This window comes from Cognatilysobacter terrigena (assembly GCF_004361065.1).
Taxonomy (GTDB): Bacteria; Pseudomonadota; Gammaproteobacteria; order Xanthomonadales; family Xanthomonadaceae; genus Cognatilysobacter; species Cognatilysobacter terrigena.
Genome location: NZ_SELT01000003.1, coordinates 203,729 through 224,778, shown reverse-complemented (window position 1 = coordinate 224,778; position 21,050 = coordinate 203,729). Strand labels below are relative to the sequence as shown.

Here is a 21,050-nt window from a genome sequence, read left to right as displayed (position 1 = left end):
TGTGGACCACCGCCGGTATCGGCACCGTCTGTCGAGCCCGGTCGTCACCTCGCCTCGCCGCTGCATCCGCCACTGTCGGCGCTTCCGCCCAGGAGGACATTCCATGACCCAGCCTCTTCTGACGAACCACCGCGCCGCCCACACGTTGCGGCCGGCGCTCGCGCTCATCGCGATCCTCGGCGTCGCGACCGCCTGCCATCCGGCATCGACCGATTCGAGCGCCACCGATACGGCGGCCGCTGCGCCAACGGCCACGACCAGCGACGCGGCGAAGACGCCGGCGCCTGCGACGTCATCCGACACATCGAGCACCCCGGCACCCGCGGATTCAACACCACCGCCTGCATCGCCCGCGCCTTCCGATGCGTCGAACGCCTCGCTGCCCGAACCGACCACGCCCCCCGAAGTCTCGAGCCCGCAAGCCGCGGCGACGACGGTCGAGACCTACTTCGCGCTCGTCGACGAAGGGAAGACGAAGGAGGCCGACGCGCTCTGGGCCGACGCAGGTCGCGCCGCCGACTTCCGCGCGCAGCTCGCCAAGCTCGGCAAGCCGCATGCGCAGGTGTTCGCACCCGGCGGCGTGCAGGGCGCCGCAGGCTCGATGTACGTCACCGTGCCGATCGAGCTCAGCGCAACCGACAACGCGGCGAATTCGCGACCGCGCAAAGGCGAAGTCACGCTGCGTCGTGTGAACGACGTGCCGGGCTCGACCGAAGCGCAGCGTCGCTGGCACATCGATCACATCGACGTGGCGATGACGCCGAAGTAATCGAACGCACGTCTGCCTTCAGAGCACGTCGCAGCATTGCGACGTCTAAGGCCGCACCGATGGTCGATGAGACATCGGCCGTGCGAACGTCACTGGTCCGATGACCGCGCAAACAACGCGAACAAAAACGGGGCCCGAAGGCCCCGTTTTCATGTCACGACTTACGCAACAGCGCGATCAGCGACGATCCGCCGCCGTCGCATCGCGCGCCGCGCGGAACTCCGAATCCTGGCCCCAGTTCGGCCACTGCTTCGAGTTCGCGAGATCGCGGCCCAGCGTGTAGAGCATCTGCAGGTCGCGCGCCATACCCTTGAACGTCCAGCTGGCTTCCCACTGGTCGGCGGGCTGGTGGTAACGCTCGGCGGTGTACGCCTTGTCCGACGCTTCCGCCGCGGCGACGCCGCCTTCCACCCAGTCATTACCCGAGCCGTACGAAATCGCGGGCACGCCGCGCTTGGCGAACGGGAAGTGATCGGAGCGGAAGAAGTGGCCGGCTTCCGGATGCGGATCGGGGCTGTACGTCAGGCCCCACTTCTTCGCCGTCGCGGTGAGGTCGTCGAGCAGTTCGACCTGCGCGCTGCCCGAGGTCGTGAAGTTCTTCGACAGGCCGTGCGGGTCGAGCGCGTCCATGTTGATGACGCCAACGGTCTTGCCGAGCGGATAGAGCGGCTTCGACGCGTAGTACTCGGAGCCCAGCAGGCCCTTCTCCTCCGCCGTGACCGCGAGGAACACCACCGAACGTTCGGTGCGCGGCGCCTTCGCGAACGCACGGCCGAGTTCGAGCAGCGACGCGATCCCGGTCGCGTTGTCGACGGCGCCATTGTAGATGCGATCGCCCTTGGCGTCCGGCTGGCCGATGCCGAGGTGGTCCCAGTGACCGCTGTAGATCACGGTCTCATCAGGACGCTTCGTGCCGGCGAGGCGGCCGACCACGTTCTGCGACGTGATCACCTGGCTGTCGACCGCGTATTTCGCCGACAGCGTCGCGCCCTTCAGCTCCACCGGCTTGAAATCGCGCGTCTGCGCCTGCTTCTTCAGTGCGTCGAAATCGAGGCCCGACTGCTTGAACAGATCCACCGCGACGTCGCGCTGCATCCAGCCTTCCATCGGCGGATGCGAACCCTTGGGGTTGTCGCGCACGACATCGAACATCGTGTTGGTGTTCGAGTTCTTGACCGTGTTCCAGCCATACGACGCCGGATCGGTCTCGTGCACGATGAGCAGGCCCGCGAGGCCCTGGCGTGCGGCTTCTTCGTACTTGTAGGTCCAGCGACCGTAGTACGTCATCGCCTTGCCGCCGAAGTCGCCCTGCCCCGTTTCGAAGTCGGGGTCGTTGATCAGGACGACACCGATCTTGCCGTGCAGGTCCATGCCCTTGAAGTCGTCCCAGTTGCGCTCCGGCGCCTTGACGCCGTAACCGAGGAAGACCAGCGGTGCGTTGTCGATCGACACCGACTTTGAACCGTCGAGCGCGGCGCGGATCGCGACCTGCTCGCCCTGCGTGAGCGCCTGCGACTTGCCGCCGACGTTGAGCGACAGCTGCGGCGAGCCCGTGATGTTCGCGCGCAACAGCGGCACCGGCTGCGTCCACGTGCGCTTGCCGCCCTTCATCTCGCCGCCGGGCTGCAGGCCCATGGCCTTCATCTGCGACACGATGTAGTTGACGGTCTTGGTCTCGCCGGCCGTCGCGGGGCCGCGGCCTTCGAATGCATCGGACGAAAGCGTGCGCACAATCGACGACAGACGCTGTGCGCTGATGTCCGGCGCCTTCGCGGCGTACGCCGGCTGCAGAGCGAGACCGATGGAACCAGTAAGGAGTGAAGCGGCGAGCAACCTGGACAAGGCAGACCTCATGCGTGCGTGGAACAACCGGCCGATGGTAGCAAGCGGCCGCAGCGCAACATCCGCGCCGTCATCGCACAAAACGTGCGCGACGGCGCGCTTCGCGTCACGGCCGGTCGATTAGTGCAACGGACGCGGCGGGGGCGGCGGCAACGCCTCGCCGGATTCCAATGGAAGGCCGCGACGCAGGCGATCGGCGTCGGAGGCGATGGGCGCGGGGCGACGCGGTGCGTTGCGCAGCTCGGTGCTGTCGGGACGTGGGGACATGGGGGCGTCCTCGGGTTGGGGGAGCCCGACATTCTGGCCACTCGGGGTCTCACTACCGGCGACGACCCCGGCCGCTAAGCTTTGTGAGCGGCAACCGGCCGTTAAGACGCCCGTTCATGGACCTCGCCCTCTTCGATTTCGATGGAACGATAACCACGATCGAGACCTACGCCCCGTTCATTTCCGAGGCGGCGCCGCGCTGGCGCATCGTTCTGGGCTACCCGCCGCTCGCGCCCCTGATCCTCGCGTATCGCCGCGGGCTCGTTTCGGGGAATACGGCGCGCAGCGCGATCGCACGGGTCGCGTTCACCGGGCTCGACGCGAGTGAGGTCGATGCCGCCGGCGAGTCGTTCGCGAGGACCGCGGTCCCGCCGCTCCTGCGACCCGAAGCAATGGCGCGCATCGACGCGCATCGCCGTCGCGGCGACACGGTCGTCGTGGTCTCCGGCAACTTCGATGCGTTCCTCGTGCCGTGGGCGAGGTCGCACGACCTGCCGGTGCTGTGCTCGACGCTCGAACGCCGCAACGGCCGCCTGACCGGCTGCTATGCCGGCGAACAATGCGTACGCGAGGAAAAGGTGCGACGCATACGCGAAGCGTTCGACCTGTCGAAGTTCGAACGCATCCATGCCTACGGCGATACGTCGGAAGACGAAGCCATGCTCGCGATGGCGCATCACGCGCACTATCGGCGCATGCCGCACGTCGATGAGGCGTTCGCGACCGCGTAGTCGCCACCGGCTACGCCGATGCACTGATCGATCAGGGCATCGATCGACGCGCCGCGACCTTCTTCGCGGCCGACGTCTTGGTACCGCGCTTGGCGACCGCCTTCTTCGTCACCGTCTTCGCGGCGCGTTTCGTCGCCGCCTTCGTCACCCTCTTCTTCGCGGCCTTCTTCGTCGCCGCCTTGCTTGCACTGCGGCTCGCCGTCGCTGCCGACTTCTCGGCGGCCCTGGTCGTCGCAACGCGCGGCTTCGACGTCGTGCGCGAACCCGGCTTGGTCGTCGCAGTGCTCTTCTTCGCCGCAGCACGCTTCGCCGTCGGCACCTTGGCGACCGTCTTCGTCGCACGCTTCCCGACAGCGCGTTTCGACGCACCGCCCGCCGCATCGAGTACTACCCACGTCGGAGCGTGGTCGCTCGCACCCGGTCGCCCGCGCACCCAGCGATCGACGCCCGCGTCCTTCAGCATGGGCGCGAGGTTCGGACTCAGCAGCAGATGGTCGATGCGCAGGCCGGCGTCGCGCTCCCAGTGCTTCCGGAAGTAGTCCCAGAACGTGTAGATCTTTTCGTCGCCGTGCACCGCGCGGATGGCATCGGTCCAGCCCTGCTTGAGCAGTGCGAACCATTCCTCGCGGCTTTCCGGCTGCAGCAGCGCGTCGGTGCGCCACGACTTCGCGTTGTAGATGTCGAGCTCGTCCGTCGGCACGACGTTGAAGTCACCGCAGACCACCGTCGGCCGGCCGCTTCGGAGAAGCGCTGCGGTGCGACGGCGCAGTTCGGCGAACCACGCGAGCTTGTACGCGAACTTCGGCCCCGGCTGCGGGTTGCCGTTCGGCAGGTAGAGACAGGCGACGCGCAGGCCGTGCACGTCGGCTTCGAGGTAGCGGCTCTGCGTGCCGTCGGGATCGTCGGGCAGGCCGCGCTGCACTTCGCCCGGCTGCGCACCGCGCGCGAGGATGGCGACGCCGTTCCACGACTTCTGCCCGTGCCAGATCGCGCCGTAGCCGAGCGCTTCGATGTCGAGCTGCGGAAACGCCTCCTCAGGCGCCTTGAGTTCCTGCAGGCACGCGATGTCGGGCTTCTCGCGTTCCAGCCACTCCATCAGCGCGCCGTGTCGTGCACGCACGCCGTTGATGTTGAACGTCGCGATCTTGAGCCGGGCCATGCGCGCGATGCTAGGCGTCGCGCGTCGACGGCCGGTGAGTTCAGGCCAGCAGGCGGCGCATCAATTCGAAGTAGAGATCCGGCAGGCGCTCGAGGTCCGCGACCGACACGTGTTCGTCGACCTTGTGGATGCTCGCGTTCACCGGCCCGATTTCGACGCAGTGCGCGCCCAGCGGCGCGATGAAGCGCGCATCGGACGTACCGCCGCCCGTGCTCTCTTCGGGCGCCGCGCCAGCGAATTCCTTCAGGACGTCGCGACAGACCTGGCGCAGCTCACCGTCCGGCGTATAGAACGGCTCGCCGCTGCGATGCCAGTCGATCGCGTAATCGCTGCAATGGCGCGCGATGATCGCGTCGCATTCGCGCTCCAGCCGTGCGGCATCCCAGTGCGGGTTGTAGCGCAGGTTGAACAGCACCTGCAGCTCGCCCGGAATGACGTTGTTCGCGCCGGTGCCGGCAAGGATGTTGCTGATCTGCAGGCTCGTCGGCGGGAACGTTTCGTAGCCGTCGTCCCAGCGGCGCGCAGCGAGTTCGGCGAGCGCCGGCATGGCCTCGTGCACCGGATTGCGCGCCCTTTCCGGATACGCGACGTGCCCCTGGATACCGCGCACCGTCAGCGTCGCCGACAGACTGCCGCGTCGGCCGACGCGCAACAGATCGCCCAGCGTCGCTTTGGACGACGGTTCGCCGGTGATGCACCAGTCGATGCGTTCGCCCCGCTCGCGGAACGCATCCGCGACCTTGCGCACGCCATCGAGCGCGATGCCCTCCTCGTCCGACGTCACCAGCAGCGCGACGCGACCGCGATGCCCCGCATGCTCGCGCGCGAAGCGCTCCATCGCGACGACGAACGCCGCGACGCTGCCCTTCATGTCCGCAGCACCACGGCCGTACAGCTTCCCGTCGCGGATGTCCGGCGTGAACGGATCGTTCGTCCACTCTTCCACCGGGCCGCTCGGCACGACATCGGTATGACCGAGCAGCACCAGCGTCGGCTCCTGGTTCGTACCGACATGCACGGCCCAGAGATTGTCGACATCGCCGAAGCGCATCGATTCGCAGGCGAAACCGGCGGCGCTGAGACGCGCGGCGATCAGCGCCTGGCAGCCGGCGTCGTCGGGCGTCAACGATCGCTGTTCGATCAGCGCACGGGTGAAGTCGAGGACGTCGCTCATCACATTCCCCGCGGATCAGCCGATGCCGAACCGCTTCTTGAAACCGTTGTCGGTAAAGCCCTGCGTAATGGTGCCGTCATCCGTCACCACGACCGGCCGACGGATCAGCTGCGGATATTCGCGCAGCAGCAGCTTCCACTCCGCGTCCGAGCCCGGCGTCTTGCGCGTGGGCGGCAGGTTGCGCCACGTGGTCGACGACTTGTTGATCAGCACATCCCAACCGCCGAGCTTGTCCTTCCACTCGACCAGCGTCTCCGGCGACTGCCGCTGATCGCGGTAGTCGACGAACTCGTGCGCGACGTCGAAGCGCTTGAGCCAGTTGCGCGCCTTCTTGCAGGTGTCGCAATTGGCAAGGCCGTAGAGCGTCGTCGCCATGTCAGTCCGCCAGACCGCGCAGCAGGTCGTTGATCGACGTCTTGCCGCGCGTCTTCTCGTCGACCTGCTTGACGATCACCGCGCAGTACAGCGAATGCGAACCGTCGGCCGATGGCAGCTGCCCCGACACCACGACGCTGCCCGGCGGCACGTAGCCGTAGGTGATTTCCTTCGTCGCGCGGTTGTAGATGCGCGTGCTCTGCCCGAGGAACACGCCCATGCCGATCACCGAGTGATGACCGACGATGACGCCCTCCACCACTTCGGACCGCGCGCCGATGAAGCAGTGGTCCTCGATGATCGTCGGCGTCGCCTGTAGCGGCTCGAGCACACCGCCGATCCCCGCGCCGCCCGAGAGATGGCAGTGCTTGCCGATCTGCGCGCACGAACCGACCGTCGCCCACGTATCGACCATCGTGCCCTCGCCGACGTACGCGCCGATGTTCACGAAGCTCGGCATCAGCACGACATCCTTCGCGATGTGGCAGCCGCGACGCGCGATCGCACCCGGCACCACGCGCACGCCGGCCTTGCGGAACTGCGCTTCGTCGAAGTCCTGGAAGCGCGCCGGCACCTTGTCCCAGTACGGCGCCGGGTCGGCCTCGATCACTTCCATGTCCTGCGTGCGGAAGTACAGCAGCACCGCCTTCTTCAGCCATTCGTTGACCGTCCAGCCGCCCTTGCCGTCCGGCTCGGCCACGCGGTATTCGCCGCTTTCGATGCGATCCATCACGAGGTTGACGGTCGGACGGGTCGAGCCATCAATCTCGTCGAGCGTCAACATCGTGCGGCGCTCCCACGCGCTGTCGATGAGGAACTTCAGCTCGTCGCGACCCGGGCCTTTCGGTGCGGCCTTGCGGCGCGAGGTCTTCTTGGCGGCGGTCTTCTTGGCCGGCGGGCTCATGGGCAATCTCCGTCGAGGCAGGCGAGCAGCGCGTCGCGCAGCGCCTGCTGGTGGGGTTCATCGAGTGGGGCATCGACGTTCGAGGCGTCGACGCGGGTGATCTGGAACACGTCTTCCGCGCGCTCGCCGAACGTGGCGACGCGCGCATCGTGCACGCGCATGCCCTGCTCGCGCAGCACGAGCGCCACGTCGGCGAGCAGGCCCGGACGGTCAGTGCAGACGAGGCTGAGCATCGTGCGTGGCGGTGCGTCGATGCGATCAAACCCCACCTGCGGGGCGATGCGGAAGTGTTTGAGATGTCGCGGTTGCGCGCGCCGCGCGGGCCGCAACGCGTCGAGGGTGCCGGCCAGCACCTGCTCGAGTCGACGCGCGACATCTTCGGGCACCGGCTGCAGGCGCCCATCGGCGGGCACCACTTCGAAGCTGTCGAACACGCGACCTTCGGGGCCGTCGAGCACGCGCGCCTGCGCGATCGCGAGACCGAGTCGATCGAGCGTGATCACGATCGCGGCGAACAGGCCGTCGCGGTCAGGCGAGTGCACGAAGACTTCGAGCACGCCGGCATCGCCGAGCGGTCGCACCGCCACCGCGGTCGTGCGATCGCCCAGGGCGAGCAGCGTGCGCGCCTGCCAGGCGATCTGGTCGGGCCGCGCGCGCTGGAATCCGACTGCGGGCATGCGCGATAGCGTCGCGCGGATCATCGCGTCGCCGATGCCCTCCGCGCGCAGCAGCGCCGCAGCAGCGGAGCGCGTTTCGTCCGCGCGTTCATCGGCCGCGAGCGGATTCTCGAGTCCGCGACGCAGCGCGAGGCGTGTCGACGTGTAGAGATCCGCGAGCAACCGATCCTTCCAGGCGTTCCACAGCTTGGGCGATGTGCCCGCGATGTCGGCGCACGTCAGCAGGTACAGCAGTTCGAGACGCTCGCGGTCGCCCACCTTCTGCGCGAAACGATGAATGACGTCGGGATCGGCGATGTCCTGCTTCTGCGCAGTCACCGACATCAACAGGTGCTGCGCGACCAGCCATTCGATCGTCGCCACCTCGCCCGCGGGCAGCTCCATGGCTTCGCCGAATGCGCGCGCGTCGACGGCGCCCAGTTCGGAGTGATCGCCGCCGCGACCCTTTGCGATGTCGTGGAACAGCGCCGAGAGCAAAAGTAGCTCGGGCTTGCGCAGGCGCGGGTACACGTCGTGCGCGAGCGAGAAGCGTTCGTCCCCACCTCGCACGAATGCCGCGATGTTCGCGAGCACCGCGAGCGTGTGCTGGTCGACCGTATAGACGTGGAATAGGTCGAACTGCATGCGGCCCGACACGTTCGCGAACGCCGGAATCCAGCGGCCGAGCACGCCGAGACGTGCCATGCGCGTGAGCGTGCGAACGGGCTGCGCGCCGCGCAGCAGCGCCATGAAGGCCGCTCGCGCGCCGGGCGTTGCGCGGTCGTACGCGGGGATTTCCTCGAGGAACTCCGCGAGCGCGCGTGCCGTCTGCGAATGCAGGCCGCGAGTGCCGTCGTCGCCTTCGGGTCGCGCCGCCCACGCCGCGAACAGCGCGAACACGTCGTCGATCGAACGCGGCCACGACGGCGAGGTCGCCGCGAGATAGCCGCGTCGCAGCTCGAACGCATCGTCGAGACGCTCCGCCGCGCCCTCGCCTTCCAGCTGCTCCTCGAAGCGCTGCAGCAAGCGATCGCCGATGCGCTGCACGAGGCCGGCGCTGCGATAGAACATCTGCATCATCTGCTCGACCGCGAGTGCTCCGGGCGCGTCAACGAAGCCGAGCCGCGCGGCAAGCGTCTTCTGATGATCGAAACGCAGGCGTTCTTCGCGACGTCCGGCGACGAGATGCAGGCCGAACCGCAGGCGTGCGAGCACGTCGTGCTGGCGTTCGAGCGTCGCGTGCTCATCCGCACCGAGCTGGCCCAGCGTGATCAGCGAGGCGAAGTCGCCGGTGTTCGTCAGCCGCAGCGCCATCCAGCGCAGCGTCTGAAGGTCGCGCAGGCCACCCGGGCCTTCCTTGAGGTTGGGTTCGAGGTTGTCGGCGGTGTCGCCGTAACGCGCATGGCGTTCACGCAGCTCGCGGCGCTTCGCGTCGAAGAACGCAGCCGGCGGCCAGACGCATGAGGGATCGACGGCGGCCTGCAGACGCGATACCACGCTCTCGTCCGCCGCAAGCACGCGTGCTTCCAGCATCGACGTGAGCACGGTGATCTCGTCCGCAGCGGCGGCTGTGCACTGCGCAGGCGAACGTGTCGCGTGACCGACCGGCAGGCCTGCGTCCCACAGCAACGCGACGAAGCGCGCGATCGATGCCGCCGTGCTGTCCTGCGCCGGCTCGTCGAGCAGTACGAGCAGATCGATGTCCGACTGCGGATACAACTCGCCGCGACCGTAGCCGCCGACCGCAAGAAGTGCGGGCGTCGTCGCGCCGTCACCCGTCGAGATACCGACCGCGCGACGCCACGCCGAACGCACGACCTCGTCGACGCCCGCGGCGCGACGTGCGATCAGTGGGCGGACATCGACGGTCGCGCCGCCCGCATCGAATGCCGCTTCCAGCGACGACGCGAGCGACGACAGCCGTGCACGCGCCGCCGCGATCCACGTGGCGTCGGGCGCCTCATCGGTGACGGGCCACGCGGCGTCGAGGGCCGCGGCGTCGCTCATAGGTCGTTGTCGTCGCCCGGCAGGCGCGTGAGGATCTCGACACCGTCGTCGGTGACCGCGACGGTGTGCTCCCACTGCGCGGAGAGCTTCCGGTCCTTCGTCACCACGGTCCAGCCGTCAGGCAGCACCTTGGTATGGCGTGTGCCCTCGTTGATCATCGGCTCGATCGTGAAGGTCATGCCCGGCTTCAGCACGAGGCCCTGCCCCGGCTGGCCGTAGTGCAGCACCTGCGGATCCTCGTGATAGATCTTGCCGATGCCGTGGCCGCAGTACTCGCGCACCACACTGAAACGCTCGGATTCGGCGTACTGCTGGATCGCATGGCCGATGTCCCCGAGCGTCGCACCCGGCTTGACCGTGCGAATGCCGCGGAACATCGCCTCGCGCGTCACATCCACGAGGCGCTTGGCCATCACGGACGGCGTGCCGACGAAGTACATGCGGCTGGTATCGCCGTGAAAGCCGTCCTTGATGACGGTCACGTCGATATTGATGATGTCGCCGTCCTTGAGCACCTTGCCCACGCTCGGAATGCCGTGGCAGATGACGTTGTTGACGGACGTGCAGACGGTCTTCGGAAAACCCTTGTAGCCGACGTTGGCCGGGATGGCGCCCTGCACCTTCACGATGTGGTCGTGGCAGATGCGGTCCAGCTCTTCGGTCGTGACCCCCGGTTTCACGTGCGGCGCGACGACCTGCAGCACTTCAGCCGCCAGGCGGCCGGCGACGCGCATCTTCTCGATGTCTTCGGGGGTTTTGAGGGTGATCGGCATCCGTACATTATGCCGCGCCACGCCTCCGGACCGCGCTGGTCGCACGGGACGTTGCGATGCATCGGTGCTGATGGGTGTCCAGCACTACAGGCCACGATCGGACCTCGGGCATGGCCGAACCGCATCGGCCGCTTGCGCCCGAAACAGCCCGGCCGGTTGCTCCAAGTCCGCGTCCCGGCTACACTTTTCCGGCTTCGCAACCCACCGCGAGCCGCCCACGCCGGGCGCAGGGCCTCCGCCGATGCGGAATCCCGGGCGAATACACACCTGTCGCCACCGTCGATGCCGGGGTGCCCTTCGGGGTTCGGACATCGGACGCGGCAGGGAGGCCCAACCCCGGAATCCTTGCCCGCCTGCGCGGGTGGCCGCCTATTTCACCGGCCGGGTTCCACCGCCTTGGAGTTATCGCAATGCCCCAGATCACCATGCGCCAGATGCTGGAAGCCGGCGTCCACTTCGGCCACCAGACGCGTTACTGGAACCCGAAGATGGGTCCGTACATCTTCGGTGCCCGCGGCAAGATCCACATCATCAACCTCGAGAAGACCGTTCCGCTCTTCAACGACGCGATGAACTTCCTCTCGGGCGTCGCGCAGAAGCGCGGCATCATCCTGTTCCTCGGCACCAAGCGCTCGGCGCGTGATGCGGTGAAGGAAGAGGCCGAGCGTTGCGGCATGCCGTACATGAACCAGCGTTGGCTGGGCGGCACGCTGACCAACTTCCGCACGGTCAAGCAGTCGGTGCAGCGCCTGAAGGAACTCGAGGCCGCCGAGACCGACGGCACCTTCCAGAAGCTCGTCAAGCACGAAGTCCTGCAGCTGCGCCGCGAGCGCGAGAAGCTGGAACTGTCGCTGGGCGGCATCAAGGAAATGAACCGCCTGCCCGACGCGATCTTCGTGATCGACATCGGCCACGAAGACATCGCGATCAAGGAAGCCAAGAAGCTCGGCATCCCGGTCGTCGCCGTCGTCGACACCAACTACGACCCGGAGCTGGTCGACTACGCGATCCCGGGCAACGACGACGCCATCCGCGCCGTGCAGCTGTACGCCCGCGCCGCGGCCGACGCCGTGCTCGAGGGCAAGGCTGCCGCCCCGCAGGCCGCTTCGGTCCGCGAGGAAGAGTTCGCCGAAGCCGGTGCCGAAGGTGGCGAAAAGGACGACCGCAAGGGTCCGCGCCGCGCGCCGGCCAAGAAGGGCGCGCCGCGCAAGGCCGACGCTCCGGCCGCCGAGTAATCCGTGTCATCGGAAGGCGCCGCATGCCGGCGCCTTCCGTCTTCCGCTGGCCACGTACGACGGCCCGCCTGCCGCGATCCGCACCGGATTCCGCGGCGCCTATCCCCATTTCGAATCCCAGAGGCTACGCCCATGGCAGAGATCACTGCTTCCCTGGTCAAGGAACTGCGCGAGCGCACCGGCGCCGGCATGATGGAGTGCAAGAAGGCACTCACCGAGAACAACGGCGACGTCGAGGCGGCCGCTGACTGGCTGCGCAAGACCGGCCTCGCCAAGGCCGACAAGAAGGCCAGCCGCGTCGCCGCGGAAGGCAAGATCGTCGCGGCGCAGAACGACAAGACCGCGCTGCTGGTCGAAGTGAACTCGGAGACGGATTTCGTCGCCAAGGACGCGAACTTCCTGACGTTCGTCGACGCCGTCGGCCAGGCCGCGCTCGCCGCGAACGACGTCGAAGCGCTCAAGACGACCAAGCTGCCGTCGGGCGAGACGATCGAGGAAGCGCGCGCCGCCGTCATCGCCAAGGTCGGCGAGAACGTGCAGGTCCGCCGCATGGCGCGCATCGACAGCGATAACACGCTGGCCGCGTACGTCCACGGCGGCCGCATCGGCGTGATCGTCGAGCTCAAGGGCGGTAACGCCGAGCTGGCGCGTGGCCTCGCGATGCACATCGCGGCGATGAACCCGCCGTACATCTCGCCGGCGCACGTCCCGGCCGAGTTCGTGGCGAAGGAGAAGGAAATCGCCCTCGCCCAGGTCAAGGACACCGGCAAGCCGCAGGAAATTCTCGAGAAGATGATCTCCGGCAAGGTCAACAAGACCGTCAACGAGATGTGCCTCACCGGCCAGGCCTACGTGCTCGACACGAACCAGACCGTCGAGGAGGCGCTGAAGGCCGCCGGCGCTGAAGTCGTCAACTTCGTCCGCCTCGCCGTCGGCGAAGGCATCGAGAAGCAGACCGACGATTTCGCTGCGGAAGTGATGAAGCAGGCCGGTCTCGCGTAAGCGCGTCCGCCCTGTGCAGTCAACGAGAGGCCGCGAGCGATCGCGGCCTTTCTCTTTTCGCGTCTTTCAGCCTTGCTGGGCCAAAGCGCGGATCAACGGCTGCAACGGTTCGGCGTACGGCGCCCATTTCGGCACTTCGCGTACCTGGATGCCCTCGCGGACCTGCACAGCGCTCGCCGTCGCAACGCCGCGCTGGGATGCGCCCGTATCCACCATCGACGGCGCGAATTCGAGCCCACAGAACGCCGCGACCTCGCGCATCACCGCCTCCGGTTCCCGCGTAAGGCGCGCATAGTCGACGTCGAGAATGCGGCCCGGAAACTCGCGATGCCAGTGCGCCATCAGGCGTCGGTACTGTCCGTGGAAATGCGCGAGTTCGGCGAGATCGTACGAGTAGGGGTTCGCGTCGGAGAACAATTCCCGCAGGTTGGAGAAGCAGGTCTCCACCGGATCGCGCGTCATGTGCAGGATGCGCGCGCGCGGCAGTGCGCGCGCGATGTAGCCGATGTTGAGGAAGTTGGACGGCAGCTTGTCGGTGAAGCAGCGCTCGGGACCGAGCCGCCACTCGATCTTTTCCAGGTAGCGTTGCCCCACCGATGCGAGGTCGATGTTTCGCGCGCGTTCGACAAGCGTGATGTCGATGACGCCGCGACAGTGGTAATCCGTCGCATCGCGCATCGCGCTGGTGAAGTCGTAGAGCTCGCCGACGCCGTGTACGTCGGGGTGCCCATCCAGCAACTGCTCGAGCAGCGTCGTGCCCGACCGATGCATGCCGACGATGAAGATCGGCGTGCGTGACGCGGATGGCGGTGCGGATTCGCTCGAATACGTGCCACGCGTGCTATCGATCAACGCCTCGATCAGCGTGTCGGTGTCTGCGGCCCGATAGTTCAACGTCGCGCGCTTCGCGCGACATCCGAACTCGAGGGCTTGCCACGCATGCTCATACTTCCCGAGCCGATCGAGTTCGGTATGAAGCGCGAAACCGAGCGTCGCCTGATCGTCCGGGCGGAGGCCGGGTCGCTGAAGGGCTTCGACGATCTTGGGCGCAAGGCGGTCGTCGCGCTGCGCGCTCTTAAGTGACGACCGCAGCCAGAACAGCTGCGGCAGGCCCGGCGCGCGGCGCTCGCATCGATCGAGATCCGCCGCCGCATCCTTGAATCGGCCGAGGTAAATGAGCACCTGCGCGCGTGCGAGCAGTGTGGGCGGATAGTCCGGATCGCCGCGGCGCGCTTCGTCGAGCAACGCAATCGCCCGGTCGACCAGATTGAGATAGCTGAGCTGCGCGGCGAACGCGATCAGCAGCGGAATCGGCATGCGGTCCAGCGGCTTCATCCGCTCGAGGCACTCCAGCAGCGCCGCGCCTTCGTTGAAGGTTCGCAGACGCGCGAGGAGTTCCTTGACGACGTCGGGTTGCCGGGGCTTGAGTGCGTGCGCGCGCAATGCGAAGTCGCGCGCCTTGCGGTAGTCGCCCGCGAACGAATGCATGTACGAGAGTTGCAGAAGGACATCCGCATCGTCAGGTGCGGCGACGCGCAACTGCTCGAACGCGGCGATCGCACCGGGCCAGTCGCGCGCCTCTGCGCGCGCTTCCGCCTGGCGACGGAGCGTCGCGCGATCGACTGCCGAACCCGTCACGCGCTGATGCCCCGCTCCACCAGCGCTCGCCTCAGCGGCTCGAGCGCCTCGCGGTAGCGCATCCACGCGCCCACGCCGCGGCCGTGGATGGCCTCACGCACCTGCGACGCACTGGCGGTCGCCACGGGCGACGCATTGTTCTCGATACGCTCGCAGCCGTCCTCATAGTCGAGACCGCAGAACTGCAGCACGCGCGCGGCGTGTTCCGCCGGGTCCGCCACGAGCGCCTCGTACGACACGGTCATGAAGCGGCCGGGTAATGCCACTTCGAAGCGTCGGCGCATCGCATCGAACCAGGCGTACTGCGATGCCACGGTTTCGACGTCGTAGCTGTAGCCGTACGCATCGCCGTCGAATAGCTCACGCAGGTTCGAGAAGCACGCATCCATGGGCGAGCGTCGCAGGCACAGGATGCGCGCCTCGGGAAGCGCACGCGCAATCGCCGCGGCGTAGAGAAAGTTGGCCGGATTCTTGTCGAGCACGATGCGCCCTTCGTTCGCGAAGGGGCGCGTGGACGCGCGATACAGCGCGCCGGTGTCCTCCAGGCGTGCATCGGGCGGCGACGTACGCGTCATGCTGGGCGACGTCAGGAACGTATCGTGACTTTCGCAGAGTGCTGCGTGGAAGGCATTCAACTCGCCGGCGGAACAGACACGACTGTGGTTGCCGAGAATCCGCTCGAGGACGGTGGTGCCGGTTCGCGGCATGCCGACGACGAAGATCAACGAACAAGGCTCACCTTCGGCCGGCGGTAGAACGGGGTCGACCGTCGACGCGCTGTCGCTCCACGAACGCGGATCGAGTGTCGCGGCCTTCATGGCCATGCCCGTCGAGAGCCAACGCCATGCGTCGTGGTTGCGCCCTGCGCGCTCGCACTCGCGATAGAGCGCGTAGTGAAGATCGACCGCGTCCGCGGACTTCGGCGCGGCCGTTTGCAGCGCGCTGCGTATGCGTGGCAAGCGCTCTTCGCCCGTCGGCTGATGGAACGCCAACGACCAATGCGCCGGCGCGAATGACGGCGCGATCGCGATCGCGCGCTCAAAATAGGACGTTGCGTCGTCAACCCGACCGAGGTTCCGCGCGGCAAGTCCGCACATGTATTCGAGGCGGGCATCCGGCGCCAGCCGCGGGCGCACCGCCTCGCAGAACCGGAGCACATCCTCGTCCGCGCCGACCAGCGACAGATGCTGTGCGAGAACTGGCGCCTGACGCGCGATGTCGTCACTACTCCAATCCGATTCGGTGATCAGCTGCCGCACGCGATGGACGTCGTCGAACCCGAGCAGGCTGAAGGTGACGTACCCCAGATGACGGCGATCGCCACTCGCGACGACGGCCGCCGCGGCTTCGAGTGCCGCTCCGTGCGCAAGGCGATAACGCCGGCGACGAATCTCGATATCCGAGAGGGCGCCCCACGCGGTCACGTCATGCGGCTGCGACGCGAGCAGAGACAGCAACGCGACACGCGCGGCCTCGACGTTGCCCGCCGCCATGTATTCCTGCACGCGCTTCCAGTGTCGTTCGGCCTGCATTTCCCCTCCCCTCGCGGCCATCGTAGAACAAAAAAAGGCCGCCTTTCGGCGGCCTTTGAGAGAAAGAGATGACGGGAATTATTAGAAGTCGTACTGGACCATAAAACGAACGGCACGCGGCGCCTGGAACGAGGTCGGCGTCAGGTACTGCTCCGACGGTGCACCGGTGGAGCCGTCTTCGCCCGTCTCGTTCACGCTGGTCACCTTCTGGTTGTTAAGCAGGTTGAAGATGTCGAGCTTGAACTGAAGCCCCTTCACGTACGACGGACGATAAGCGACATTGAGGTCGAGCGTATTCGTCCACGGCAGGCGACCCGCTGTGCCACGCGGAACCGGCGTGTTATTGCAGCGCATAAACGACGCACCATAGGGATGCAGGCTGCCATTCGCTAGGCGCAACACGCCGAGGCAGTTGACCGGGCGACCCGACTGAACCAGCAGGTTCGCACCCATCGACCACTCGTCCGAGAACTCGTAGTTGCCGAACACCTTCAGACTGTGACGGCGGTCGTTCGGCAGGAAGCCGTACGTGTCCACAGTCAACTCCTTGTAATCGAAGTCCTGCGTAACGCTCGTGTCGGCCTGGCCGATGTCCGACTTCACGCCGCCTTCTGTATTGCCCTTGCTCTGCGACCACGTGTAGGAGGCCTGCATGAAGAACCGCTGGAAGGTGACATCGCTGAACAGCTCAAGCGCCTTGTACGTGCGCCGGGCCTTCGGCGAAAGGACGTCGCCGGCCACGTGGGTGCTCTCGAGCTGACCATTGTTGAAGAAGTCAGTCAGGAACTCGGCATCCGCACCAGGGTTGAACATGCGGCAGTACGGGAAACCCGCGCCCGGGAGGACCGCAGCCTGTCCATTGCGTTCGCCATCGACGAACCCTGCCGCGTCGAGAATGGCTGCGTAATCGCAGTTGTCGTCTATTGCCGTCTTCAGGTTGCGGTAGATGCCGCGCGCACCGACGTTAAGGTGGTCGTTCATCGCCTTTTGGAAGCCGAGGATGAACTCATCCTGATACATCGGCTTCAGATTATTCGAGGCGATGGTCGCCGGATTCTTGCCGACGCCGAATTCGCCATTCACGTACTGCAGCTGGCCGGTCGAGTTGGTACGCGGCACAGCACCGATGGGCGCGCCCGTAACCGGATCAACACCTGTGAAGGTGAACTGCTGACGAGTGAACAGCGACGCCGACGCACCGCGTACAGCCACGCTCGGCGTCAGCGGTAGCGCGTAACGCCCAGCGTTACCGTAGACCTTGAACGTGGAATCGCCGTTGACGTCCCACGAGAAGCCAAGGCGCGGACCAAACTGGTTCTTGACCTTGACGTAGGTCTCGCCGAAGCCGTTGAGGTTCTCGAAATTGTCCCAACGCAGACCGATCTGTGCAATGAAGTTGTCGGTAACGTTCCAGGAATCCTGGATGTAGAACGCATGTTGCTTGACCTTGACGGTGGAGCCCTGGTTGACGATCTGCTCGCGGACAATGTCGAACTCGTCGCCGCTGTTCGGCGCCGTCGGCGTGGGATCGACAGTGGCGTAACGCCAGATGCGGCCACCTTCGTACGAGGTGCCCGCCACGGATTCGTAGTTGTCGATGTCCAGACCGAAGCGAAGCTGGTGCGCGCCGAGCTGCCAATCCGCGTCGACACGGAACTGGTCGCGGGTGTCGCCGGCGTCTTGGCGATCGATCGATGCACCCGTGATATTGCAGGTGCTGCCGTACTTGCCCGTCGCTGCCTGACGATAGCCCGGGCGTGCATCAGTAATGATCGGGCAGCCCGTCGCCGGCTGCGTCAGGACGCCGCCGTAGCGTACGTCCGCACCGGTCGCGGTGCGCAGGTGCTGCGATCGCGAAAATTCGCCATGCCCGTACAGCGCCGACAGCGTAAAGGTGTCGCTGAAGTAGCCGGTGTAGCGAAGGATGTTGTTCTTGCCACCCTGCTCGATGAAGTTAGTACCGAGGACCGTGCCGTTCTCGAGGCGCGAGTCGATTTCGCGCGTGCGCTTGTCGGTGAACGAGGTGAACTCGAGGAGGTTGGAATCGTTGATGTTCCAGTCGAGCTTGAGCAGGTAGGTTGGCCAGCCTGCCTTCTCGTGCGTACCACCACCAACGACCTCGTTGTTGTACAGGTCCTCGGTCTTGCTGTTGTACTGGATGAGGCCATAAGCGAACAACCTGTCCTTCACCAGAGCGCCGCTCGCCCACGCGGACGCGTTGTATCCGCCGGTTTCTTCCTGCGAGTTGTCCGAGCGAAGCACGCCGTTGCGCTGGTACATATCCCGCGGATGCGCGGACAGACTGGACGGCGTATAGAAGATGTTGCCACCGGCATGGAAATCGTTGGTGCCGCGCTTCGTCGTCTGGCTGACGACGCCACCGAGCGAGCGACCGAATTCAGCGCCGTAACCGCCGGTCTTCACCTGCTGCTCTGCGATCGCCTCGAACGGCACCTGCGAGAAGTTCAGGCTGCGGAACGAGTTGGTGATGTTGAACCCGTTGACGTAGTACTGGTTCTCCGCAACGGACGAACCGCCGAAGGAAGCGAGATTGCCGAATGCCGCGTCACCGCGGACGGTACCCGGCGCGAGCAGCGCGACGCTGGTCGTGTCGCGCGGAACCGGAATCTTGGCGATCTGCTCCGACGTCAGGATCGTCACCGATTCGGTGGACGACACGTCGATCGGGTTGACCGCTCGCGCCCCACGTACGCGGACCGTATCGAGGCTGCCCGCCTCGGTCCCGCCTGCCGGTGCTGCAAAGTCGATCGAGGTACCGGCGCCGGCATTGACGACCACGTCCCGGACCTTAGCCGAACCGTTCGCGTCCCGCGTCGTGACGCGGTACGTACCCGGCTGGAGCCCCGGAATACGGAACGTGCCATCCGCTGATGCCGACACTTCGCGATGGAAGCCCGTCGCTGGGTTGTCGACAACCACCGTCGCCCCTGCCCCGGCGTTGCCGAAGACCGAACCGGCGGCCTGCTGCGCAAGCACCGGGCCGGTGAAGCACATGCCGAGCGCCACGGTGAGCGCGCTACGACGGAACACGCGATTCATCTGCTGTCTCTTTGACACGGAGTACGTCCCCTTGAAAACCCGCCGGACGGCGATCACGGCGACCATGACTTTCGCCATCCCAAGGGGTCAACGGTTAATGAAGAATTTATGTTGTTTTGTGATGAACTTCACATTTAACGGCTTTATGACACTTGTGTCCAAATAAACCTTTTGTGCAATGCACAAGTTCCATCCGCCAGCGGCCCTAGTGACGGTCGGGCACTTACAATTGCGGCACCCCCGAGCCTAGATAACGCCCAATGACCCAGCTCCCCTACCGCCGCGTCCTCCTGAAACTGTCCGGTGAGGCGCTGATGGGGGGCGAGGACTACGGCATCGATCCGAAGGTCATCACGCGGCTGGCGCATGAGGTGATCGAGGCCCAGCAGGCGGGTGCCGAAATCGCGCTGGTGATCGGCGGCGGCAACATCTTTCGCGGCGCGGGCTTGGCGGCCTCGGGCATGGACCGCGTCACCGGCGACCACATGGGCATGCTCGCCACGATCATCAACGCGCTGGCCATGCAGGACGCGCTTGAAAAGCTCGGCGCCCGCTGCCGGGTGATGAGCGCGCTCAAGATCAACCAGGTGTGCGAGGACTACATCCGCCGCCGGGCCGTGCGTCACCTGGAGAAGGGCCGGATCGTCATCTGCGCGGCCGGCACGGGCAATCCGTTCTTCACGACCGACTCTGGCGCCGCGCTCCGCGCCATCGAGATCGGTGCGGACCTGCTGCTGAAGGCGACGAAGGTCGACGGCATCTACGACCGCGACCCCAAGAAGCATCCGGACGCCACGCGCTTCGACACCCTGACATACGACGACGTGCTCGCCCGCGACATCCAGGTCATGGACACGGCCGCTTTCGCGCTGTGTCGCGACGCGTCGCTTCCGATTCGTGTCTTCGATATGGAACAGCCCGGCCAGCTGCTGCGCATCCTCCGCGGCGAGCCGATCGGCACGCTGGTCCGCGCGGCCTGACGCATGGGCGGTGCTCACGCCCATCACGGGCACGGACACTCGCACGATCACGGATTCGGTCACGCGACGCGCGCGTTCGCGATCGCGACGCTGCTCAACCTTGCGTACACCGCGATCGAAGCCTGGTACGGCTTCTCGACGAACTCGCTCGCGCTGCTTTCCGACGCGCTGCACAACCTTGGTGACGTGGCGGGTCTCGCGCTCGCCTGGGCCGCGGCCGCCTTGGCGCGACGCGCGCCGACGACGCGCCACACCTACGGCTGGCGCCGGGCGACGCTGCTCTCCCCGCTCGCAAACGCGTTGCTGCTGGTCGGGTTCGCCGGCGCGCTGGTCGGCGAGTCGGTCCAGCGCTTCAGCGCGCCACCTCAGATCCCGGCCAAGCCCGTGATGATCGTGGCGACAATCGGCATCGCCGTGAACCTGCTGGCAGCGGCGCTCATGCACCGCGGCCAGGAGCATGACCTGAACCGGCGCGCCGCGTTCCTTCATCTCATGGCGGACGCCGCGGTTTCGTTCGCTGCAGTGCTCGCGGGCCTCGGCATGGCGACCGTCGGCTGGGAATGGCTGGACCCGGCGACCGCGGTGCTCGTCAGCGCGGTCGTCGGCGTCAGCGCGTTCGGGCTACTGCGGGAAAGCTTCAACGCCGCGATGGACGCGGTGCCGCGCGGCATCGAACGCACGGACGTCGAGGCCTACCTGCACGGTCTCGATGGGGTCGCCGCGGTCCATCACGTCCATATCTGGTCGATCGGTGCGGGCGAGATCGCGATGACGGCCCACTTGGTGCGGCCGCTCAACGACGACCACGACGCCTTCCTCGATCGCGTCACCCACGATCTCGACCATCGTTTCGGCATCAACCATCCGACACTCCAGGTCGAGCACGGTCCGGGCTGCGAGCACGACCTGCACGATCGTGCGCCGCACCACTGACGGGAAGCGGCCG

17 protein-coding genes are annotated in these 21,050 nt (G+C 66.4%); 6 read left to right on the top strand and 11 right to left on the bottom strand.

Annotated features, from left to right (window positions below; translation table 11 throughout):
- Window positions 1-103 precede the first annotated feature (103 nt).
- Complete coding sequence (locus tag EVS83_RS04055) at window positions 104-769, top strand: hypothetical protein (protein WP_133499734.1); 666 nt, start codon at window positions 104-106, stop codon at window positions 767-769.
- A 177-nt stretch (window positions 770-946) separates the two neighbouring features.
- Here EVS83_RS04055 and EVS83_RS04050 read toward each other — a convergent pair whose 3' ends face one another.
- Window positions 947-2,623 (bottom strand): M28 family metallopeptidase, encoded by a 1,677-nt coding sequence (locus EVS83_RS04050; protein WP_133499733.1) that lies wholly within the window; start codon window positions 2,621-2,623, stop codon window positions 947-949.
- Between the two features lie 108 nt (window positions 2,624-2,731).
- Window positions 2,732-2,878 (bottom strand): hypothetical protein, encoded by a 147-nt coding sequence (locus EVS83_RS15585; RefSeq protein WP_166636794.1) that lies wholly within the window; start codon window positions 2,876-2,878, stop codon window positions 2,732-2,734.
- A gap of 116 nt (window positions 2,879-2,994) precedes the next feature.
- On the opposite strand from EVS83_RS15585, the gene EVS83_RS04045 reads away from it, so the two are divergent.
- Window positions 2,995-3,609, top strand: coding sequence for an HAD-IB family hydrolase (locus EVS83_RS04045; protein ID WP_133499732.1), 615 nt, complete (start codon window positions 2,995-2,997; stop codon window positions 3,607-3,609).
- Between the two features lie 31 nt (window positions 3,610-3,640).
- Here the strand turns inward: EVS83_RS04045 and xth are convergent, their stop codons facing one another.
- The 6 genes from xth to map are packed head-to-tail and all read right to left on the bottom strand — an operon-like array spanning window position 3,641 to window position 10,657.
- A complete protein-coding gene (gene xth, locus EVS83_RS04040) occupies window positions 3,641-4,768 on the bottom strand; it encodes an exodeoxyribonuclease III (protein ID WP_133499731.1) in 1,128 nt (375 codons plus the stop codon).
- Window positions 4,769-4,808: 40 nt separating this feature from the next.
- Complete coding sequence (dapE, locus tag EVS83_RS04035) at window positions 4,809-5,942, bottom strand: succinyl-diaminopimelate desuccinylase (RefSeq protein ID WP_133499730.1); 1,134 nt, start codon at window positions 5,940-5,942, stop codon at window positions 4,809-4,811.
- A gap of 15 nt (window positions 5,943-5,957) precedes the next feature.
- The gene (locus EVS83_RS04030) at window positions 5,958-6,317 is read right to left on the bottom strand and encodes a Spx/MgsR family RNA polymerase-binding regulatory protein (protein WP_133499729.1); all 360 of its coding nucleotides are present in this window, start codon (window positions 6,315-6,317) and stop codon (window positions 5,958-5,960) included.
- A gap of 1 nt (window position 6,318) precedes the next feature.
- The gene (gene dapD / locus EVS83_RS04025) at window positions 6,319-7,242 is read right to left on the bottom strand and encodes a 2,3,4,5-tetrahydropyridine-2,6-dicarboxylate N-succinyltransferase (RefSeq protein WP_425456060.1); all 924 of its coding nucleotides are present in this window, start codon (window positions 7,240-7,242) and stop codon (window positions 6,319-6,321) included.
- On the bottom strand, window positions 7,218-9,884 hold the full coding sequence (glnD, locus tag EVS83_RS04020; RefSeq protein ID WP_133499727.1) for a [protein-PII] uridylyltransferase: 2,667 nt from the start codon (window positions 9,882-9,884) through the stop codon (window positions 7,218-7,220). The genes dapD and glnD overlap by 25 nt, the downstream gene beginning before the upstream one ends.
- Window positions 9,881-10,657 carry a type I methionyl aminopeptidase gene (gene map / locus EVS83_RS04015; RefSeq protein ID WP_133499726.1) on the bottom strand — a complete coding sequence of 259 codons (777 nt, stop codon included), beginning with the start codon at window positions 10,655-10,657 and terminating at the stop codon, window positions 9,881-9,883. Before map ends, glnD begins: the two co-directional genes overlap by 4 nt.
- 410 nt (window positions 10,658-11,067) lie before the next feature.
- Here map and rpsB point away from each other — a divergent pair, with 410 nt between their 5' ends.
- Complete coding sequence (gene rpsB, locus EVS83_RS04010) at window positions 11,068-11,892, top strand: 30S ribosomal protein S2 (protein ID WP_133499725.1); 825 nt, start codon at window positions 11,068-11,070, stop codon at window positions 11,890-11,892.
- Window positions 11,893-12,024: 132 nt separating this feature from the next.
- Window positions 12,025-12,894: a translation elongation factor Ts gene (gene tsf, locus EVS83_RS04005; RefSeq protein WP_133499724.1), complete on the top strand. Its 870-nt coding sequence runs from the start codon at window positions 12,025-12,027 to the stop codon at window positions 12,892-12,894.
- A 66-nt stretch (window positions 12,895-12,960) separates the two neighbouring features.
- On the opposite strand, the gene EVS83_RS04000 is transcribed toward tsf, so the two are convergent.
- The 3 genes from EVS83_RS04000 to EVS83_RS03990 form a co-directional block, all read right to left on the bottom strand.
- Window positions 12,961-14,532: a tetratricopeptide repeat-containing sulfotransferase family protein gene (locus EVS83_RS04000; protein ID WP_133499723.1), complete on the bottom strand. Its 1,572-nt coding sequence runs from the start codon at window positions 14,530-14,532 to the stop codon at window positions 12,961-12,963.
- Complete coding sequence (locus EVS83_RS03995; RefSeq protein WP_166636793.1) at window positions 14,529-16,064, bottom strand: sulfotransferase family protein; 1,536 nt, start codon at window positions 16,062-16,064, stop codon at window positions 14,529-14,531. Before EVS83_RS03995 ends, EVS83_RS04000 begins: the two co-directional genes overlap by 4 nt.
- Before the next feature lie 81 nt (window positions 16,065-16,145).
- Window positions 16,146-19,142 (bottom strand): TonB-dependent receptor, encoded by a 2,997-nt coding sequence (locus tag EVS83_RS03990; protein ID WP_166636792.1) that lies wholly within the window; start codon window positions 19,140-19,142, stop codon window positions 16,146-16,148.
- 242 nt (window positions 19,143-19,384) lie between these two features.
- Here EVS83_RS03990 and pyrH point away from each other — a divergent pair, with 242 nt between their 5' ends.
- Both pyrH and EVS83_RS03980 read left to right on the top strand, forming a co-directional pair.
- A complete protein-coding gene (gene pyrH / locus EVS83_RS03985; protein ID WP_133499720.1) occupies window positions 19,385-20,104 on the top strand; it encodes a UMP kinase in 720 nt (239 codons plus the stop codon).
- 3 nt (window positions 20,105-20,107) lie between these two features.
- Window positions 20,108-21,037: a cation diffusion facilitator family transporter gene (locus tag EVS83_RS03980; RefSeq protein ID WP_133499719.1), complete on the top strand. Its 930-nt coding sequence runs from the start codon at window positions 20,108-20,110 to the stop codon at window positions 21,035-21,037.
- Window positions 21,038-21,050: the final 13 nt, after the last annotated feature.

Coding starts and splice junctions, on each gene's coding strand:
- EVS83_RS04055 (WP_133499734.1), top strand. CDS start 104: ATGACCCAGCCTCTTCTGACGAACCACCGCGCCGCCCACACGTTGCGG.
- EVS83_RS04050 (WP_133499733.1), bottom strand. CDS start 2,623: ATGAGGTCTGCCTTGTCCAGGTTGCTCGCCGCTTCACTCCTTACTGGT.
- EVS83_RS15585 (WP_166636794.1), bottom strand. CDS start 2,878: ATGTCCCCACGTCCCGACAGCACCGAGCTGCGCAACGCACCGCGTCGC.
- EVS83_RS04045 (WP_133499732.1), top strand. CDS start 2,995: ATGGACCTCGCCCTCTTCGATTTCGATGGAACGATAACCACGATCGAG.
- xth (WP_133499731.1), bottom strand. CDS start 4,768: ATGGCCCGGCTCAAGATCGCGACGTTCAACATCAACGGCGTGCGTGCA.
- dapE (WP_133499730.1), bottom strand. CDS start 5,942: ATGAGCGACGTCCTCGACTTCACCCGTGCGCTGATCGAACAGCGATCG.
- EVS83_RS04030 (WP_133499729.1), bottom strand. CDS start 6,317: ATGGCGACGACGCTCTACGGCCTTGCCAATTGCGACACCTGCAAGAAG.
- glnD (WP_133499727.1), bottom strand. CDS start 9,884: ATGAGCGACGCCGCGGCCCTCGACGCCGCGTGGCCCGTCACCGATGAG.
- map (WP_133499726.1), bottom strand. CDS start 10,657: ATGCCGATCACCCTCAAAACCCCCGAAGACATCGAGAAGATGCGCGTC.
- rpsB (WP_133499725.1), top strand. CDS start 11,068: ATGCCCCAGATCACCATGCGCCAGATGCTGGAAGCCGGCGTCCACTTC.
- tsf (WP_133499724.1), top strand. CDS start 12,025: ATGGCAGAGATCACTGCTTCCCTGGTCAAGGAACTGCGCGAGCGCACC.
- EVS83_RS03995 (WP_166636793.1), bottom strand. CDS start 16,064: ATGCAGGCCGAACGACACTGGAAGCGCGTGCAGGAATACATGGCGGCG.
- pyrH (WP_133499720.1), top strand. CDS start 19,385: ATGACCCAGCTCCCCTACCGCCGCGTCCTCCTGAAACTGTCCGGTGAG.
- EVS83_RS03980 (WP_133499719.1), top strand. CDS start 20,108: ATGGGCGGTGCTCACGCCCATCACGGGCACGGACACTCGCACGATCAC.